Annotated in this window: 18 protein-coding genes and 1 rRNA gene; 3 read left to right on the forward strand and 16 right to left on the reverse strand. The window is 66.0% G+C overall.

The genetic code is table 11. The annotated features are described in order from the left end of the window. The 3 genes from scpB to J3E61_RS32380 are packed head-to-tail and all read right to left on the reverse strand — an operon-like array spanning nt 1 to nt 2385. Nucleotides 1–717 (reverse strand): SMC-Scp complex subunit ScpB, encoded by a 717-nt coding sequence (gene scpB / locus J3E61_RS32370; protein WP_210086671.1) that lies wholly within the window; start codon nt 715–717, stop codon nt 1–3. Further along, entirely contained in the window at nt 710–1528 is an 819-nt protein-coding gene (locus J3E61_RS32375; RefSeq protein ID WP_210086672.1) for a segregation/condensation protein A, read from the reverse strand. Before J3E61_RS32375 ends, scpB begins: the two co-directional genes overlap by 8 nt. Next, the gene (locus J3E61_RS32380; protein ID WP_210086673.1) at nt 1525–2385 is read right to left on the reverse strand and encodes a ParA family protein; all 861 of its coding nucleotides are present in this window, start codon (nt 2383–2385) and stop codon (nt 1525–1527) included. The genes J3E61_RS32375 and J3E61_RS32380 overlap by 4 nt, the downstream gene beginning before the upstream one ends. Nucleotides 2386–2524: 139 nt before the next feature. On the opposite strand from J3E61_RS32380, the gene J3E61_RS32385 reads away from it, so the two are divergent. Both J3E61_RS32385 and J3E61_RS32390 read left to right on the forward strand, forming a co-directional pair. Then, nucleotides 2525–3280 carry an O-methyltransferase gene (locus J3E61_RS32385; protein WP_210086674.1) on the forward strand — a complete coding sequence of 252 codons (756 nt, stop codon included), beginning with the start codon at nt 2525–2527 and terminating at the stop codon, nt 3278–3280. A 377-nt stretch (nt 3281–3657) separates the two neighbouring features. Continuing rightward, nucleotides 3658–4023, forward strand: coding sequence for a winged helix-turn-helix transcriptional regulator (locus J3E61_RS32390; RefSeq protein WP_192722513.1), 366 nt, complete (start codon nt 3658–3660; stop codon nt 4021–4023). Here J3E61_RS32390 and xerD read toward each other — a convergent pair. The 6 genes from xerD to J3E61_RS32420 form a co-directional block, all read right to left on the reverse strand. Further along, entirely contained in the window at nt 3968–4915 is a 948-nt protein-coding gene (xerD, locus tag J3E61_RS32395) for a site-specific tyrosine recombinase XerD (RefSeq protein ID WP_210086675.1), read from the reverse strand. The genes J3E61_RS32390 and xerD overlap by 56 nt on opposite strands. Further along, nucleotides 4912–5532, reverse strand: coding sequence for an NUDIX hydrolase (locus J3E61_RS32400; RefSeq protein ID WP_210086676.1), 621 nt, complete (start codon nt 5530–5532; stop codon nt 4912–4914). Before J3E61_RS32400 ends, xerD begins: the two co-directional genes overlap by 4 nt. Continuing rightward, entirely contained in the window at nt 5525–7300 is a 1776-nt protein-coding gene (locus J3E61_RS32405; protein ID WP_210086677.1) for a CTP synthase, read from the reverse strand. Before J3E61_RS32405 ends, J3E61_RS32400 begins: the two co-directional genes overlap by 8 nt. A 115-nt stretch (nt 7301–7415) precedes the next feature. After that, nucleotides 7416–8357, reverse strand: a complete 942-nt coding sequence (locus J3E61_RS32410) for a copper transporter (protein WP_192722509.1) — start codon at nt 8355–8357, stop codon at nt 7416–7418. Nucleotides 8358–8365: 8 nt separating this feature from the next. Beyond that, nucleotides 8366–9550, reverse strand: coding sequence for a thiamine pyrophosphokinase (locus tag J3E61_RS32415; RefSeq protein WP_192722508.1), 1185 nt, complete (start codon nt 9548–9550; stop codon nt 8366–8368). Nucleotides 9551–9652: 102 nt separating this feature from the next. After that, nucleotides 9653–10036, reverse strand: a complete 384-nt coding sequence (locus tag J3E61_RS32420; protein ID WP_210086678.1) for a VOC family protein — start codon at nt 10034–10036, stop codon at nt 9653–9655. Nucleotides 10037–10067: 31 nt separating this feature from the next. Between J3E61_RS32420 and J3E61_RS32425 the strand changes: the two genes are divergently transcribed. Then, nucleotides 10068–10646, forward strand: coding sequence for a TetR/AcrR family transcriptional regulator (locus tag J3E61_RS32425; RefSeq protein WP_210086679.1), 579 nt, complete (start codon nt 10068–10070; stop codon nt 10644–10646). Here the strand turns inward: J3E61_RS32425 and recN are convergent. The 7 genes from recN to rrf all read right to left on the reverse strand — a co-directional run. Then, the gene (gene recN / locus J3E61_RS32430) at nt 10643–12394 is read right to left on the reverse strand and encodes a DNA repair protein RecN (protein ID WP_192723832.1); all 1752 of its coding nucleotides are present in this window, start codon (nt 12392–12394) and stop codon (nt 10643–10645) included. The genes J3E61_RS32425 and recN overlap by 4 nt on opposite strands. After that, complete coding sequence (locus tag J3E61_RS32435; RefSeq protein ID WP_192722505.1) at nt 12394–13317, reverse strand: NAD kinase; 924 nt, start codon at nt 13315–13317, stop codon at nt 12394–12396. The genes recN and J3E61_RS32435 overlap by 1 nt, the downstream gene beginning before the upstream one ends. Beyond that, complete coding sequence (locus tag J3E61_RS32440; RefSeq protein ID WP_210086680.1) at nt 13314–14123, reverse strand: TlyA family RNA methyltransferase; 810 nt, start codon at nt 14121–14123, stop codon at nt 13314–13316. The genes J3E61_RS32435 and J3E61_RS32440 overlap by 4 nt, the downstream gene beginning before the upstream one ends. 6 nt (nt 14124–14129) lie before the next feature. Continuing rightward, nucleotides 14130–14315 carry a hypothetical protein gene (locus J3E61_RS32445; protein WP_210086681.1) on the reverse strand — a complete coding sequence of 62 codons (186 nt, stop codon included), beginning with the start codon at nt 14313–14315 and terminating at the stop codon, nt 14130–14132. An 8-nt stretch (nt 14316–14323) separates the two neighbouring features. Further along, nucleotides 14324–15346, reverse strand: a complete 1023-nt coding sequence (locus J3E61_RS32450) for an HAD-IIA family hydrolase (protein WP_192722502.1) — start codon at nt 15344–15346, stop codon at nt 14324–14326. A gap of 1 nt (nt 15347) precedes the next feature. Beyond that, nucleotides 15348–16130 carry a tetratricopeptide repeat protein gene (locus J3E61_RS32455; protein ID WP_210086682.1) on the reverse strand — a complete coding sequence of 261 codons (783 nt, stop codon included), beginning with the start codon at nt 16128–16130 and terminating at the stop codon, nt 15348–15350. A gap of 115 nt (nt 16131–16245) precedes the next feature. Continuing rightward, a 5S ribosomal RNA gene (rrf, locus tag J3E61_RS32460) occupies nt 16246–16337 on the reverse strand; the annotation flags it as partial.

The following is a 16337-nucleotide window of genomic DNA, read 5'->3' on the forward strand; positions in this document are numbered from 1 at the left end:
TCACTCCTGGTCTACGTCGAACGACATGGGCGCGTCTGCTGCTGGCGCCCCGCCGTTGAGCTTCATGAAACGTGGCTCTTCGGCCAGCGTTTCACTCAAATCGTCGATCACGTCGACGTCGGGCAACAGCGGCGCGATGTCCGGCAGGTCCGTCAACGACGTCAGGCCCAGGCGCTCGAGAAACAGCTCGGTGGTCGCGAAGGTCACCGCGCCGCTATCCGGATCGACGCCGGCCTCGGTGATCAGCCCGCGCGCCAGCAGCGTGCGCATCACCGCATCGACGTTCACGCCACGCACCGCACTGACCCGGGCCCGCGTCACCGGCTGCCGGTACGCGACCACCGCCAACGTCTCCAGCGCCGCCCGCGTCAGCTTCGACCGGGCGCCGTCTAGCAGCAGCCGCTCCACATACGGCGCGAACCGCGCGCGGGTGTACATCCGCCAGCCGCCTGCGGCTTCGCGCAGATCGATGCCGCTCTCCCGGGCCGCCAGCTCGTCGGCCATCACCTGCAGCTTGGCCGCCACCCGGTAGGCCGGCTGGTCGGTCGCGGCGGCCAGCTGATCCACCGTCACCGGGGTGTCGACGACCAGCAGCAGCGCCTCGAGCGCCGCGCCGAGCTCGGAATCCTCGAGCTCCGGTGCCGTCGCGACGTCGATGCCGAGGTCGAGATCCGCGGGAAGGTCGGTGGTGATGTCGTTCGGAACTTCTTCAGTCATATCGGTCCACTTCCGCCGCGAGGTGTTCGTTGGTGGGCCGCTCTCCGGTCCACGAAACCTGGAGCACACCAAGCGGTTCTGATTGCTCGAATGCTACCGCCCGCGCACGGTACAGCTCGAGCAGCGCCAGGAAGCGGCCCACGATCTCGATCGAGGCCCCACAGTCGGCGACCAGCTCGGAGAACGACGCCCACTGCCCGATGCCGCGGCTCTCCAGCAGGTTCATCAGATTGGTGACCTGCTCTGGCACCGACACCACCACCTGATGCAGGTGGTCGGTGCCGACGGTCGGCACGGGCCGCGGCGTGAACACTGCTGCGGCGATCTCGGCGAAGCTCTCGGCATCGACGCCAAGCATCACCTCGGGCAGCAGTTCCTCGTAGCGCTTCTCCAGCGCCACCGCCCTTGGATAGCTGCGCAGCGCCGCTGCCTCGAGTTCGGCGAACATCTCGGCGACATGCTTGAACGCCCGATACTGCAGGAGGCGGGCGAACAGCAGATCGCGGACCTCGAGCAGCGCGAGGTCGTCTTCGTCGTGGATCTCCCCGGCGGGCAGCAGGCGCGCGGCCTTCAGGTCAAGCAGCGTGGCCGCGACGACGAGGAACGCCGTCGTCTCGTCGAGTTCCATCTGCGGACCAATCGCCTTGGTGTAGGCGATGAAGTCGTCGGTCACCTGATGCAGCGCCACCTCGGTGACGTCGAGGCGGTGCGCGAAGATCAGCTGCAGCAGCAGATCGAACGGCCCCTCGAAATTGCTCAGCCGGACCTGGAAGCCGCTCTGTGTCTCCTCCGACGATTCGACGTCGTTCACGCGCCGAACCGGTCGATGACCTCGCGCGCCAATGACCGATATGCTTCGGCCCCACCGGATTTCGGCGCCCATGTGGTAATCGGTTCGCCCGCGACGCTTGTCTCGGGGAAACGCACCGTGCGGGTGATCACAGTGTCGAACACCAGATCGCCGAACCTCTCGATCACGCGGGCCATCACCTCGCGGGCGTTGACGGTTCGGGTGTCGAAGCGGGTGATCAGGATGCCGCTGATCGAGAGCTTGGGGTTCAGCCGGTCACGGACCTTGTCGACGGTGTCGGTCAGCAACGCCAGCCCGCGCAACGAGAAGAACTCGCACTCGGTCGGGATGATCACGCCGTCACTACACGCCAGCCCATTCACCGTGAGCAGACCCAGCGACGGCTGGCAGTCGATCAGCACGTAGTCGTAGCGATCCAGCACCGGGTACAGCGCACGGGCCAGCGACTGCTCACGACCCACCTCGTTGACCAATTGGATCTCCGCCGCTGACAGGTCGATGTTGCTTGGCACCAGGTCCATGCCGGGCACCCGGGTGTGGATGAGCACGTTGTCCACCGAGACCCGCGGTTCGATCAGCAAGTTGTGGATGGTGTGTTCCAGCTCGTAGTGCGGCACTCCCAACCCCGCCGACAGCGCGCCCTGCGGATCGAGGTCGACGAGAAGGACACGCCGGCCGTACTCGGCAAGGCTGGCGCCCAGGTTGATGGTCGACGTCGTCTTGCCTACGCCGCCCTTCTGGTTGCACATCGCGATGACCTTGGCCGGCCCGTGCACGCTTTTCGGCTTGGGCTCGGGAATGGTCCGTGGCGTGCGGCCGGTCAGACCGAACTCGGAGCCTCCGCCTTCGTCGGTCATGCCCGACCGTCGCTGGTCATCCAAGCTGAAGGCATTCCGAACATCCGGGCAAGTTTAACGGTGCGCACCTGCCTGGTCTGGCAGACCCGCGGGCAACGTGGAACCCAATCGCGGTGGCCGCACGAATAGGCTGACCGCCATGAGTCTGAAGCAGCGGGCACCGTTCCTGCGCTGGTCGTTTTGGCGGCTGGCGATCGGCGCGCGCAACATCACCAAGACCGGTCAGATCGGCGACGGACGCGAGGCAGCCGCCGCCGAATTTGTGGTCGCCAACGCGCGCAAGGGCGACATCGACGACGTAATCGCCAAGGTCGACCAATTCGCATACGAGAAGTCGTTCCTGATCAACGTCGGCGACGAGAAGGGTGAGCTGCTCGACGCGGCAGTCCGCCGCGCCAATCCCGGCGTGGCGCTGGAGCTGGGCACCTACTGCGGTTACGGCTCGCTGCGGATCGCCCGCGCCGCGCCCTCGGCGAAGGTGTTTTCCGTCGAGCTCTCCCAGGCCAATGCCGAAGTGGCCCAGCGTATTTGGGCTCATGCCGGTGTCGATGACCGGGTCACGTGTGTGGTCGGCACCATCGGCGACGGCGGTCTGACGCTTGACGCGCTTGCCGATCAGCACGGCTTCGCCGCGGGGAAGCTGGACCTGTTGTTCATCGACCACGACAAGGCCGCCTATCTGGCCGACCTGCAGAGCATCATCGACCGGGGCTGGCTGCATCGGGGATCGATCGTCGTCGCCGACAACATCCTGATTCCCGGCTCACCGAAATACCGGGGGTTCATGACCCAGCAGCAGGGCAAGTTGTTCGACACGGTTGAGCACAAGACGCACGGCGAGTATCAGTCGCTGATGCCCGACCTCGTGCTGGAGTCGGAATACTTAGGCAACTGACAACTCTCGAGCGATCCGCTTTGCCATTCGCGGTGCGCATCAGCGAATCCACCTTGAGCCTGCCGGGCGCGTCCCAGCGTCACGACGTCACACATGTCCATTCCAACGGAATCACATCCGGACTGTTCAACGTGCGCCTGGACCGCGCGTGCGAGCGCGGCTGCACTGGAAGTGCGCCGCGGGCCCTGTTATCCAGCAAACTATTTGCTCAGCATCGGCTACATTGCTGCAGTTGATCTCGCAATCGTTAATCGGATAGCGCCCGTCCCCTGAACAGCGGACAAGCCCTTCGTGGGCCGCAGTACGAACGCGCGTCTTTCTTTACCTTTATTGACGCTTTCGTAGACACAGCTAGCAGATCGCGGTAGCGTGACCGGGTGCCCCGCACAGACGAAAACGGGCGCCACCTCGGAGCCCTACTCAGTTATTTAATGGATGGTCGGGTGACCAACCAGCAGATCGCTCAAGCGCTCGGAATGTCCAGTAGCGGCTACTACCGCAGGGTCAAGCAGGATGACTTCCCCAACGCCGACGAACTGCACAGACTCGCGGATGCCTTCACACTCAGCTTCACAGATCTGCAGGTTCGGCTCGGATTCCTGACCCGGGAGGATCTAGAGGGCTACATCGGCAGCCAACGGCTGTCGGTCGCCAGCGCATCGCGATGGAAGCCGACGTCTGCATCAGTTATCGCGCTCGCGGATGGGCTCCCGCCCACACCTCACGCAGTGCATTTACGGTGACCATGGTGTAGATCTGCGTCGTCGTCACCGACGCATGGCCGAGCAGCTCCTGCACGACCCGGACGTCGGCGCCACCGTCGAGCAGATGGGTGGCGAACGAGTGACGCAGCACGTGCGGCGATACCGCGGCCGTGATGCCTGCCCGCTCGGCGGAATCCTGCAGCACCTGCCACGCGCTCTGCCGTGACAGCCGGCCGCCGCGCGCGTTGAGGAAGATCGCCGGCGTGCCGCGGCCGCGGCGCGCCAGCTCAGGGCGGCCGCGCACCAGGTAGGCGTCGAGTGCCGTTACGGCGGGCCGACCGATCGGCACCAGCCGCTGCTTTCCGCCCTTGCCGCGCAGCAGCGCTGACCGTGCCTGAGTGTCGATGTCATCGATGTCGAGCCCGACCGCCTCGGAGATGCGCGCGCCCGTCGAATACAGCAGCTCCAACAGCGCGCGGTTGCGCAGAGTCAGCGGACCGTCGGCCTCACTGTCGCCGCCCGCGCCTTCGAGCAGCGCTAGCACCTCATCGATCGTCAGGCTCTTCGGCAGTCGCCGGCTCGGGGTCGGCGGCTTCACCTCGCGCGCGACGTCGACCTCGGTCAGCCCCTCAGCTACCGCGAACCGGTGCAGCCCACGCACGGCGACCACCGCGCGGGCTGCCGAAACAGCAGACAGCGGAAGGGTTTTCGTATCGGGATCGCCACGGCGCAGCGCTACCAGAAAGTCGCTGACATCCGACTCGGTCACCTTGGTCAGATCATCGATGCCGCGGCCCGTCAGATGCTCGGCGTAGCGGCGCAGATCGCGGCGATATGAGCTCAATGTATTCGCAGCGACCCCGCGTTCGATGGTGAGGTGGTTGAGGTAGCCCTGCACTTGGTCCTCGAGGGCAGACCGAAAAGTGGTCATGGGTTGGCCTGCCGCCTCGCGAATGCCTTTGACCTGTCGATCCAGGGAGCGTCGACGGTGCGCAGCGACGACGGATCTTCGACGTCATGGGCGGCCAGAATGCCCGCTATCGCAATGGAATTGACGATCTCCCCGGCCAGCACCATCTGCCTGGCCTCTTCGAGAGGGAACCATTTCACCTTCAGGTCGGCTTCCTCATCATGAGCTTCCGGGCGGCCGACATCGGTTATTCCGGTCGCGAGATAGACCCGCACGCTTTCGTCGCTGAAACCCGGCGCCGAAATCAGATCGACAAGCACCCGCCACTGCGCGGCCGCCAGTCCGGCTTCCTCCTCGAGTTCGCGGGCCGCGGTGATATGCGGCGCCTCACCACCGAGATCGAGCAGACCTGCCGGCAGTTCCCACAACCGCCGCCCGACGGGATGCCGGTATTGGTAGACCATCACGATATTGCGCTGGTCGTCCATCGCCAGGATGGCCACCGCGCCGAAGTGTTCGATCACTTCGCGGCGCGCGGTGTTGCCGTGCGGCATGCGGACCTCATCGGTGCGCAGCGCGAAAATCTTGCCGACGTATAGGGTTTCGCTGGATACCGTGTCGAACTCGTGCTCAGCCACGGGTCGCGGGCTCTTGCAGCAGTTGCGAAACCTTGTCGTCGTGCTCGACGCCATTCGCGTGCTGCTCGGGAATGTCCATGCCCGGCAACCGTTCTTCTGCCTTGTAGTCCAGCGACGCGCCGATGAACGCGACGAACAGCGGATGGGGCCGGGTTGGCCTGCTCTTGAGCTCGGGGTGAGCCTGGGTGCCGACGATGAACGGGTGCACATCCGCGGAGTACTCGACGAACTCGACGAGGTGTCCGTCGGGAGAGGTGCCGGAGAACTTCAATCCGCTCTCGGCAATCCGGTCACGGTATTCGTTGTTCACCTCATAGCGGTGCCGGTGTCGTTCGGACACCTCTGTGGCCTGATAGGCCTGTGCCACAATCGAACCCGCCTCCAGCACAGCGGGATACGCACCCAGCCTCATGGTGCCGCCGAGGTCTGCGTCGCCGGCAACAGCGTCGCGCTGATCGGCCATCGTCGAGATGACGGGATCCGGCGTCTTCGGATCGAATTCCGCGGAGTTGGCGCCTGTGAGCCCGACCGAACGCGCGGCCTCGATGACGATGCACTGCAACCCGAGGCAGAGCCCGAGCACCGGCAGCCCGCGCTTGCGCGCGTACGAGATGGCGCCGATCTTGCCCTCGATACCGCGGATGCCGAACCCGCCGGGGATCAGCACGCCATGCACATCGTTGAGCGCCGCGGCCGCTCCGGCTTCGGTCTCGCAGTCGTCGGAGGCTACCCAGCGCATCTCGACCTTGGCACGATGCTTGAAGCCGCCGGCACGCAGTGCCTCTGCCACCGACAGATACGCGTCGGAGAGATCGATGTACTTGCCCACCAACGCGATTCGCACCGTCTCCTGGGGTTCGTGCACCCGCTGCAGCAGATCGTTCCACTGCGTCCAGTCGACGTCGCGGAACGGCAGGCTCAGCCTGCGCACCACATAGGCGTCGAGTTCCTCGCGGTGCAGCACCTTGGGGATGTCATAGATCGACGGCGCGTCGGGCGTGGAGATCACACCGTCGATGTCGACGTCGCACATCAGCGCGATCTTGTTCTTCAGCGGTTCGGGCACGTCGCGGTCGCACCGCAGGATCAGGGCATCCGGAGTGATACCGATGCTGCGCAGCGCCGCCACCGAGTGCTGCGTCGGTTTCGTCTTGAGCTCCCCCGAAGGCGCCATGAAGGGCACCAGCGAGCAATGCAGAAAGAAGCAGTTCTCTCGGCCGACCTCGTGACGCACCTGCCGGGCGGCCTCCAAGAAGGGCAGCGACTCGATGTCGCCGACGGTGCCGCCGATTTCGGTGATCACCACGTCGGGCCGGTTTCCGTCGACGTCGGGGTCGGCCATCTCCAGGATGCGGCTCTTGATCTCGTCGGTGATGTGCGGGATGACCTGGACGGTGTCGCCGAGGTATTCGCCTCGACGCTCCTTGGCGATCACCGACGAATAGACCTGTCCCGTGGTGACATTCGCCGATCCGGACAAATTGCGGTCGAGGAAGCGTTCGTAGTGCCCGACGTCGAGGTCGGTCTCGGCGCCGTCCTCGGTGACGAACACCTCGCCGTGCTGGAACGGGTTCATGGTGCCGGGGTCGACGTTGAGGTACGGGTCGAGCTTTTGCATCGTCACCTGCAAGCCCCGCGCCGTCAGCAACTGACCAAGGCTCGACGCCGTCAGGCCTTTACCGAGTGAGGAAACCACGCCGCCCGTTACGAAGAGGTGCTTGGTAGCGGTTTGCGGGTGCTTGCGTAACCGTGCTGGCTGGTCAGGCAAGAGCAACCTCCGTGACGACGGGCAGGGGATCGCTGAACTAGCTGGGGCCTGCCGACCCACGGAATCTCACCTTAACACCGACGCCGACAAGCCGTCGCTGACACGCCCTTGGCTTCTATTGCGGCAGGGTTACCGATGACGCGCCCTGGCCGACGCCGTACTGAGCGGGCCGTCCGCCGTTGATCAGCTCGCCCAGTGCGAGCACAGCGGTCATCCGGCCGGACTCCGCGTTGACGTCGTCGACGGTGCTGATCGCGCCGCTCAGCCCGGCGTCTGACCTGGTCACCGCTACCGCCGCGGTGCCGGATGCCGAGCCGTCACGCCCGGCGACCACGGTGCCCGAGCCGTGCGGGGCGAGGCCCGCCGCGAATCTGGCGACCGTCGCGCCCTGATTGCCCGCACCGTCGCCGAGGCCGCCGCCCGTCACGATCAGCGCGGTGTTCGCGGGGCCGATGCGCTCGGTGCCATACGTCACAAAGCCGGTGTCGCGCAGTGCCGCCAGCACGGTGTCGCGCTGGGCGTCGTCGACCACCTGAACCTTTGGATCCCTGTTGATCAGCAGTGCGATGCCCAACAGGTCGCCGGCCTGCGAGCCCTGATCCACTGACTTGGTGCTCAGCTGCGCACCGGCAGGCACGATCGGCGAGTTGACCACCGACAGTAGCTTCTCCGCGGAATTGGCGTCGACGAACTCCTGGGTCAGTGCGATGGTCCCGCTGACCGTGCCGCCGGCCTGGCCCACCATCCGAGTCAGCGCGTCGACGTCGTCGTCGCTCGCGTCGGGCGTGCGGAACACCACAACGGACTTGCCGTCGAGCGCGTTGTGCAGAATCCGCGGCGACATCTGGGCATCGAATTCACCTGCTGCACTGAGCTTTTCGTTCAGCGCGTTCTTGTCGTCGGTGAGTGTGTTGATCTGGTTCTGCAGTTGGTGCTTGTCGTCACGAAGCCCTGACAGCAGCGTGTTGGACAGCAGTCCGGACCCGAGCGCCACGCCGATTGCCAACGCAAGGAAAACCGCTGCAAGCGAAATCGCGTGTGTGCGTAGGGAAATCATGCTGAGTCCTAGGTGACCAAACCCTGGACCCAGAGCGAGAAGGTATTCCAGTAGTCCGAGATCCAGTCGAGCACAGCGGCGTCGGCACGTGACACCCACAGCGCCGCGATCACCGCGATGAGCATCGCCAGCACCAGCAGCGCGATGGCCCCGCCGGACACTCGGCTGCGGTACAGGGTGGCGACGGCTTTGGCGTCGACGAGCTTCTCGCCGACCTTGAGCCGGGTAAGGAACGTCGACGGGTTGCTCTGCTGCCGTGACCGGTCGAAGAACTCCTCGATGCTGGCCGAGTGTCCGGCGGTGACGATCAGCGACGCACCGTGGTGGTCACACAGCAGCAGCGCCAGATCCGCGGCGGAGCCGGCGGCGGGGAATGTCATCGCGCCTACGCCCAGATCCTGGATGCGCTCCAGACCCGCAGCGTGGCCGTCCGCGTCGGCAGGCAGCACCACCTGGGCGCCGCAGCGCAGCACCTCGGCGCTCATCTTGTCGGGATCGCCGACGATCAGCGCCGGCCGATAGCCACCCTTGCGGAGCACGTCGGCACCGGTTCCGACACCCACCAGTACCGGTTGATACTCCTTGATGAACGGCTTGAGGGCCTTCAGGTCCGCGGCGGCGCTGATGTCCTCGGCGACGATCACGACGTGCCTGCGATTGACGTCGACATCGATGTCGGGGATGCCGATGCCGTCGATCAGCAGTGGGCTCTCACTGCGGATGAACTCGATCGTGTTGCCTGCGAACGCCTCGAGGTGAGCCACCAGGCCGCTTTTGGCTTCGTGCATCAACTCGTGGATTTCGTGGTCGGTGCGCTCGGTGCCCAGGATCAGCTGCCGGTCACCGGCGTACACGCCACCCTCGAACAGGCGCACGCGCGCGCCGTCTTTGACTTTCTTGAATACGTCGGGCCCGGTGTCGTCGATGAGCGTGACGCCGTTGGCGACCAGCACCTCCGGCCCGAGGTTCGGGTAGCGGCCCGAGATCGATGGCGATGCGTTGACGACGGCGGCGACATTCGCCTCGACGAGTGCGTCAGCGGTGATCCGATCAAGATCCAGTGCGTCGATGACGACGATGTCACCAGGGGTGATCCGTCTCAGCAGCCGATCGATGTCGCGGTCAACCCTCGCGGTTCCGGTGATGCCCGGCCGTGAACTGGCAGAACGGGAAAGCAACGCAGACATCTTCATAGGGGCCGATTCTGTCGAGGAACTGCGCGTATCCGTCGGAGGCGCGCCGTAACATCAGCCCCAGAAGTGCCTTTCTGTCACAACTGCAACACGGTTTTCGTGTCAGCCCTGATAGGCCTCGAACAACTCGACGAGGTTGCCTGACGGATCGACCGCGAGCGCCTGCTTACCCCCGCGGCCGGTGATGGTTTCCCCGCGAAAGGCCACGCCGGCTTCTCGAAGCGAGTCCACGGTGCCGTCCAGATCCTCGACAGCTAGCTGAAATCGGTTCCAGCCGCCGGGTTCTGGCGTCGAGCCATCTGACAAGGTCTGGCCCGCGCCGCCGCCACCACCCGGCGTGTTGAGCAGGAGTCGGAGGCCGTCTCTGCGGAGCATGGCAAAACCCGGCCCCGGCTTCATCACCACCTCGAACTGAAGGTGACGCGTGTAGAAGTCTGCGGCCGCATCGACGTCCTCGACGATGTAGCGAACACTGAATTCGGTCATCATTGCACCTCCTGATGGTTATGATACAGAAGTGTCCCAGAGTGTGTACAGGCCGGATCCGCGCATCGAGCAGTCTCGCCGCGTGATTCTGCGCGCTGCGCTGAAGGAGTTCGCGGACGCGGGATACAGCGGATTCCGGATGGAGTCGGTGGCGGCCCTCGCGGGCGTCGGGCGGAGCACGGTCTACCGGCACTGGCCGAACAAGGCGGCGTTGATCGCCGACGCGCTGGAGACTCTCAACGCGCAACCGGATCCGGCCCGCGAACTCGCCGACGGGACTGCCCGCGAGCGGGTGGAGTTGATCCTGCGCCACCTCGCCGACGCGCTCGGCGACTCGCCGTTGTCGGCCTGCGTGCCTGCGCTGGTGCACGCCGCCGAAACAGAACCCGCGGTGCGCGACTTCCACCACGCCTATTCGGCGCGACGCCGCCGGCGACTGACCGACGCGATTGCCGGGGGTGTCGAAACCAGTGAATTCCCTTCGCGTGTCGACCCCGATGCGGCCTCGGCGGCGCTCGCGGGCGCGATGTTCTACCTGCGGTTGATGACCCCCGATGCGCCGGACGCCGACTTCATCAGGCGTCTGGTCGACTCCGTGCTCGGTGTTTAGTCCGCGCGATCGCTCTGCGCCGCGTCGAGGAGCTCGCGGGCGTGCGCCCGGCCACTGTCGGACTCCCCCAGCCCGGCCAGCATTCGTGCGAGTTCGGCGACGCGCTCGCCATCGTCGAGGCGGCGCACACCGCTGGACTTGTTCCGGCCTCCGCTGTCGACGACCAGGTGAACGTCGGCGTACGCCGCGACCTGTGGCAGGTGCGTGACGACGATGACCTGGTGCGTGCGGGCCAGCCGGGCCAGTCGGCGACCGATCTGCACTGCGGCGCGTCCGCCGACCCCGGCGTCGACCTCGTCGAAGACCATCGTGGTGCCCTCGGCGGAGGCCGCCAGCACCACCTCAAGCGCCAACATGACGCGCGACAGCTCGCCGCCCGACGCGCTCTTGTTCAGCGGCAGCATGTCGGTGCCGCGGTGTGCGGCGAAGCCGAATTCAACGGCGTCGATGCCATCATGTCCGGCATGAACGGTTTCCCCGGACGGCAGCCTGAGCGGCGCTGAGTCGTCCGCGCGGGCCGCGAGATTGGCCACCGAAACACTGAAACCGGCATCGGCCATGGCCAATCCGCTGAGTTCGGCGGTCACGGCCTTGGACAGACCTTTAGCCGCTTTCGTTCGCGCCTTGCTGAGTTCGATTGCGGCGCTGACGACTTTGGCCTCGAGCTCGTCGACGCGCCGTTCGAGCTCGCCCAGTGCTTCCTCTGAGACATCCAGCTGCGTAAGCCGTTCGCGCGACTCGGCCGCCCACTGCAGCACCCCGTCGATATCGGGGGCGTACTTGCGGGTCAGCGTGCGCAGCTCACCCTGACGGGCCAGCTTGTTTTCCAGAGTGCTTGCATCGCTTGGTAATCCGGCCAGAAAGTCACCGAGCTCGGTCGAGACGTCGGAGACGACGGCCAACGCACCGGCGAGCTGCTCGGCGAGCATCCGCAACGCTGAGTCATCGGTAGCCTCGAGCGTCGACTTGGCGTGTCCAACCCCGTTGGCGGCAGACGCGGCCGAAGGGTCGTCGTCCAAACCCGACAATGCCGTCCGTGCTGTCTGCGCGGCCTCGCGCAGCGCATCGAGTTCGGAGAGTCGGCGGATGTCGTCGACGAGCGCCACGTCCTCACCGGGTTCGGGTGCGACGGTATCGATTTCGTTGAGCCCGAACTTGAGGCGGTCAGCTTCCTGGGCAAGCTCGCGCGCCCGCTGTTTACGGTCGGCCAGGTCGCGGCGAGCGCCGAGCCAGTCATCACGCACCCGTCGATAGCGCTTGAGTTGTGACTCGATGTCGATGAAACGGTCGAGTGCCCCACGCTGTTCTTCGGGACGCATCAGCCGTAGTTGGTCGTTCTGGCCATGCAGCGCAAGCAGTTCGGTGGTGAACGTGCTCAGCGATTTGGCGGGCACGCTGCGGCCACCGAGGTAAGCGCGGGACGGGCCGTCACGGCTGACCGACCGGGCGGCAATCACACTTCCGTCGTCGTCACGCTCGGCGCCCGACGAGTCCAGTATCTCGTCGACACGGGCACCCACTCCGTCGCCGAGTTCGGTTGTGGTGAAACGTCCTTCGACCACCGCACGCTCGGCGCCGGAACGTACCCGGTTGGCGTCGGCACGCCCGCCGCCCAACAGATGCAGACCCGTGACGACCATCGTCTTACCGGTACCAGTCTCGCCGGTCAGCACCGTGAACCCGCGATCGAATTCGGCGGTCGCGGCGCTGATGGCGCCAAGGGACTCGATGCGGATTTCGGATAGCACTACTGTCCGCGCCACCCTGTGACCGGCAACCGGAACTTACGCACCAGACGGTCAGTGAACGGCGCGCTGTCCAGCCGCACCCATTTCAGCGGGGTGCCGCACCGCGTCACCTCCAGTCGGCCGCCTGCGGGAACAATCATTTCGCGACGCCCGTCGCAGAACACCAACGCATCATGGCCCCTGGCCTCGATCTCGATGGCGATCGCGGCGTTCGGACTGGTGACCATCGGCCGCGCGAACAACGCATGAGCATTGTTGGGCACCACCAGGATTGCCTCCAGATCAGGCCACACGATCGGCCCGCCGGCCGAGAACGCCCATGCGGTGGATCCCGTCGGCGTCGCGACCAGAACCCCGTCGCAGCCGAACGACGACACCGGCCGTCCATCGACCTCGAGCACCGCACCCAGCACGCCCAACCGCGGCCCCTTCTCGAGGCTCGCCTCGTTCAGTGCCCAGCCGCGGTCAGTGATCTTGCCGTCGACGCGCACCACGACGTCCAGCGTCATGCGTTCCTCGACGCGGTAGTCCTTTTTGATGACGTGCTCGAGCACCGTGTCAATGTGATCGGCCTCGGCTTCCGCGAGGAAACCGATGCGGCCGAGATTGACACCGAGCACCGGTATTTCGACGTTGCGCGCAAGCTCTGCAGCCCGTAGAAAAGTCCCGTCGCCGCCGAGAACGAGGACGAGTTCGCAGCCCTCTGCTGCGCGTTCGTCGGCGTCGACGACCTCGATCTCGACCCCAAGCGACCGCATGTCGTCCGGCGCCAGGTGCACCGGTCCGCGGTCAACGGCTTCCGCAGAAAGCACACGCAGCGCAATGTTGTTGTCGCCCAGCACTTTCTCGACCCGGCGAGCCACCTCGGTGGCTTCCTCGCGGCCGGTGTGTACGACCAGCAGGACAGTGCGTTCACAGGTCATTGCGGTCCCTCCGCGACGGCCTTGAGCACCGCCTGTTCAAGCAGCTCACCCCTCAGCGGAGAGTCGGTGGTGGTGCGCAGGTGAAGAAAGAACTCGACATTGCCGGACGGGCCGGGCAACGGGCTGGCGGTGACGCCGACCGTGTGCCACGCGAGTTCGGCGGCCTTGCGCGCGACGGCAAGCACCGCGTCTGCGCGCAACTCCGGGTCGGAGACGACCCCTCCCGGACCGACTCGATTCTTACCGACCTCAAACTGCGGCTTCACCATAGGAACGATATCCGCGTTCTCTGACGCGCAGGACGTCAGCGCCGGCAGCACCGTCGCCAGGGAGATGAACGACAGATCGGCAACGACGAGATCGACCTGTCCCCCGATCGCGTCGGCGGTCAATTCCCGCACGTTCGTGCGTTCGTGCACGACCACCCGCGGGTCGGTGCGCAACGACCACGCCAGCTGGCCGTATCCGACGTCGACGGCGACGACCGTGCGGGCGCCCCGGTCAAGCAGCACCTCAGTGAAACCGCCGGTGGACGCGCCGGCGTCCAGACAGCGACGGCCGTCGACCGAGATGTCGAACGCGTCAAGGGCGCCGATCAACTTGTGTGCGCCGCGGGAGACCCAGTTACGTTCCTCATCGCCCTCCACTGTCAGGGCGGCGGTGACGGCGATCGCGGTCGCGGGCTTGGCGGCCGGCATGCCGTCGATGGAGACACGCCCGGCGCCGATCAACTCGGCGGCCTGCTGCCGCGAGCGCGCGAGACCCCGCCGCACCAGCTCGGCGTCAACACGAGCGCGCCGCGTCACGTGCGGTTAGCCCTTCTCGACCGATTCCAGCGCACGTACCAGCAGGTCGTGGGCCTCCTCGAGCCGCGCGGCGACTGCATCGATGTCGGCTTCAGCGAGCTGGTCGAATCCGGAACCCTCCTGGGCAGGGTCGGGCACATCTGCCAGTAACGCCGCGATCTGGGCGCGGATCTCGTCGGGGTCGGTACTCATTTCGCTGTTTACGCTAGCCGATCCGGCGGGCTGAGCAGGGACCAGCGGTCCATGGCCTGTCGCGCCACGTCGTCGCCCGCGAGCAGGACGACACGCCGGCCGTCGAGCTGGGCATTCCACACTGCGCTGGCCGTCGCGCGGACCACTGACAGATCGTTTCCGGGATCGCGCCCGGTGGCCTGCACGGTCACCGCCGTCGGGCCGACGTCGACGTACCACGCCGGGTGAGGCCCGATGCGCAGGCTGTCGGCGCGGGCGTAGAGCGCGCGAAGGTCTTCGGCGATGTAGTTGGGTCGTTGCTCAACGGTGGCGCGCACAGTGTCGGCTGCGGTGCTCACACCGCACAGCACGTGCAGGCTGGGCAGGCCTGCGGCGTTGGCACCCGCGATGTCGGTGTCGAGCCGGTCGCCGACCACAAGCGGAGTGCGAAACTTGCCGCGCGCCAACGCATCCATCAGCAGCGTCGGCTCGGGCTTGCCTGCGACCTGAGGTTTGCGGTCGGTCGCAGCCTCGAGGGCGGCGACCATTGCGCCGTTTCCTGGTAGCAGTCCGCGTTCGGACGGCAGCGTCTTGTCGACGTTCGCCGCGATCCACAGCGCCCCGCCGCGGATGGCCAGCGCCGCTTCTGCCAAGTCCGGCCACGACGTCTGCGGCGAATGGCCCTGCACGACAGCGACGGGTCCATCGGACCACTGCCGGACGGGCTTGAGGCCGACCCGCCTGACTTCGGCGGCAAGCGAATCGGTGCCGACGACGAGGACGGCGGCACCCGGTTGTAGTTCTTCCTGCAGTAGTCGTGCGGCACTTTGGGCGCTCGTGACAACGTCATTGGGTTTGGCCGTGAATCCCATATCGCACAGATGCTGGGCGACCTCGGCCGGTCCGCGGGATGCGTTGTTGGTGACGAACAGGACGCGTGAGCGGACTGCCGCCAGTGTCTCAACGGCGCCGTCTGTTGGTTCATGACCGCGAAAAACGGTGCCGTCGAGATCGAGAAGTAAGCAATCGTGGTCCTGCGCAAGGGTACTCACGTCAGGCGAGCTCCGTGACCCGCTCTTCGGCGTCGGTGACGCCATCGATGTCCGCTGCCGCGGCGTTGATGAACCATTGCAATGCGTCTTGGTTGCGGCCCAGCGCGAGCAGCGTTTCGGCGTAAACGTAGAACAGCCGGGCGGCCGTCTGTCCGGTGCGGGTCGGGTCAAGTGTCGGGCTCGACAGAAGTGCCAGGGCCTGCTCGTGCTGGCCGAGGTCGGACCGTGCGCCTGCCACAACGATCCGCAGCTCGTCGGCATCGTCCCCTTCGAGCTGCGCGGCCTCGGGTGTGCGCGACAGCTCGATCGCCCGTTCCGGCCGGCCTACGCCGCGTTCGCAGTCCGCAACGAGCGGAAGCAGCGGCGACTTGCTGCCCATCCGGCGGGCGGCACGAAGTTCGGCCAACGCCTGGGCCCAGTCGCCGCAGTGATAGGCGGCGATGCCGACCGCCTCGCGGACCGCCGCAATGCGCCCAGACCGGGCGCGGGCGGCGCGAGCGTGCGCCAATGCGGCCTCCGGGTCGACATCAAGAAGTTCGCCGGCCGCGACCAGATGCCGCGCCACGACGTCGGCCGTCGAGCGATCCAAAGTGGTTAATTCGCCGCGGATTTCGGGCGACAGTTGCTTGGCTTCGATCTCTGCGGGTATCGGCGGCCCTAGCGGCTTTGCGGCGTCGCCATCCGCTTTGGGTTGGGCTCTGCGGGCGCGGTCCGGCCCCGAGGTACGCGGCGGCGATCGCCGCGGACGGCGGCCGTTGTTGCCGCCCTGCCTGTCCTGGACCACGTATGCCTTTCTACACTTATTTGCCAATCTCGACAATTCATGGCAATTCAGTTGTCGATTAACGGCGAATATAGAATTACCCCCCACGAAATCGTGGGGGGTAATTCTAATGTGTGTTCGGCGGTGTCCTACTTTTCCACCCGGGTTGGGTAGTATCATCGGCGCTGGCAGGCTTAGCTTCCGGGTTCGGGATGGGTCCGGGCGTTT

This window comes from Mycobacterium sp. OAE908 (assembly GCF_017872775.1).
In the GTDB taxonomy this organism is placed as follows: domain Bacteria; phylum Actinomycetota; class Actinomycetes; order Mycobacteriales; family Mycobacteriaceae; genus Mycobacterium.

What these genes read in the sequence shown, in the direction of transcription:
- scpB (WP_210086671.1), bottom strand. Translation starts at nt 717, where the DNA reads ATGACTGAAGAAGTTCCGAACGACATCACCACCGACCTTCCCGCGGAT.
- J3E61_RS32380 (WP_210086673.1), bottom strand. Translation starts at nt 2,385, where the DNA reads ATGACCGACGAAGGCGGAGGCTCCGAGTTCGGTCTGACCGGCCGCACG.
- J3E61_RS32385 (WP_210086674.1), top strand. Translation starts at nt 2,525, where the DNA reads ATGAGTCTGAAGCAGCGGGCACCGTTCCTGCGCTGGTCGTTTTGGCGG.
- xerD (WP_210086675.1), bottom strand. Translation starts at nt 4,915, where the DNA reads ATGACCACTTTTCGGTCTGCCCTCGAGGACCAAGTGCAGGGCTACCTC.
- J3E61_RS32410 (WP_192722509.1), bottom strand. Translation starts at nt 8,357, where the DNA reads ATGATTTCCCTACGCACACACGCGATTTCGCTTGCAGCGGTTTTCCTT.
- J3E61_RS32415 (WP_192722508.1), bottom strand. Translation starts at nt 9,550, where the DNA reads ATGAAGATGTCTGCGTTGCTTTCCCGTTCTGCCAGTTCACGGCCGGGC.
- J3E61_RS32420 (WP_210086678.1), bottom strand. Translation starts at nt 10,036, where the DNA reads ATGACCGAATTCAGTGTTCGCTACATCGTCGAGGACGTCGATGCGGCC.
- J3E61_RS32435 (WP_192722505.1), bottom strand. Translation starts at nt 13,317, where the DNA reads ATGACCTGTGAACGCACTGTCCTGCTGGTCGTACACACCGGCCGCGAG.
- J3E61_RS32445 (WP_210086681.1), bottom strand. Translation starts at nt 14,315, where the DNA reads ATGAGTACCGACCCCGACGAGATCCGCGCCCAGATCGCGGCGTTACTG.